Annotated in this window: 1 protein-coding gene and 1 pseudogene; both read right to left on the bottom strand. The window is 44.2% G+C overall.

The annotated features are described in order from the left end of the window. Positions 1-1,169: polysaccharide biosynthesis/export family protein (locus I2I04_RS23090; protein ID WP_195655947.1), on the bottom strand; the 1,169-nt coding region annotated here is incomplete at its 3' end. Further along, positions 1,147-1,250, bottom strand: a pseudogene (locus I2I04_RS23085) (transcriptional regulator); the annotation flags it as partial. The gene I2I04_RS23090 and the pseudogene I2I04_RS23085, both read right to left, overlap by 23 nt.

Below are 1,250 nucleotides of genomic sequence, written 5' to 3'. Positions count from 1 at the left end.
AAGCGGTTAAGGATAGCCTCGGCGGTCACAACATCACCATTCCGCATTTTATAGACACTATAATCAAGGTCTTTGACAGTGTTTACTTCATACTCCTGCCCGTTTTGGCGTACGACACGCAAGGAACGGGTGTAGGCGTCGGCGTCAAATCCACCGGCATAACTGATTAGAGTAGATAAGTTTTCGTCCTTCTTCATTTCGAAGCGCATTGGACGTTTCACTTTTCCGTCGATCTTTACCAATATGTCATAAGCGGGAACAATCACAACATCACCTTCTTGCAGACGAACATCATCCTGAATGTTTCCTTTCATGATAAATTGGTAAACGTCAATCGTGGCGATATTTTTACCGTTACGTACCAGCTGCACATTACGAAGGCTTCCTATGTCACTGACTCCACCGGCACGGTAAAGCGCATGGAACACAGTAGAAAAGGATGACAGAGAGTAAGTACCCGGCTGGACTACTTCACCCATTACATTAATCTGAATAGTACGGATGCTGCCCAAAGTCAGACGGATGTCAGAAGTAGGGTCATTCGTATTATTAAGACCATTATATATCTTGTTCAATGTTTTTTTGAGATAGTCATTGGCTTCAGAAATGGTTAGTCCGTTCAGGTTGACGGGACCTATTTTCTGAATGTTGATCGTGCCATCAGGAGAAATCTGTTGACGGATAGTGTTCTGGCTGGCTCCCCAGATGTCGATAATCACTTCGTCACCGGGACCGAGACGGTAATTTAAAGGGGTAGCGATATTGACACTGGGTTCAAAAGTCAGGTTACGGGTATTAAAGATGTTTCTTCCGAAAACTTGATTACCACGTGCAAGGTCTTGAGTGCTCGGGTGGTCTTCCAGCATATCGGAAGTGTTCTCCTTCATTTCCTCACGAAGGCGTGATTCATTGACATCAGTACCCGTTGCAGTAGAAGCATTGACATTGTTTTGCTGCTCATACATTTGCTTCACACGCACCGCCTGTTCCTTGGTCACACCTTTACGTGCCAGTTCGGAGGCTAGTTGTTTCTGTTCTTTCCCCTGGCGGATGCCATCCTTGACATATTCAAGTACCTGGGAATCGCTCATATTTTGAGCCATCAAAGGAGAAAAAACTCCTAACAGCAGAATGAATAGAAATACGTTAAAGTTTTTTTGTGTCGTCATTACTAATCTTTGTGGGTTCTACATAACCGATTGGCATATCTACACAAGCACAGCCAAGCATATTTAAACGAACGGCAATCT

The organism is Bacteroides sp. 1001136B_160425_E2 (assembly GCF_015559655.1).
Lineage (GTDB): Bacteria > Bacteroidota > Bacteroidia > Bacteroidales > Bacteroidaceae > Bacteroides > Bacteroides luhongzhouii.
The sequence above is the reverse complement of the archived record's forward strand: the minus strand, read 5'-3'. Positions and strand labels throughout refer to the sequence as shown.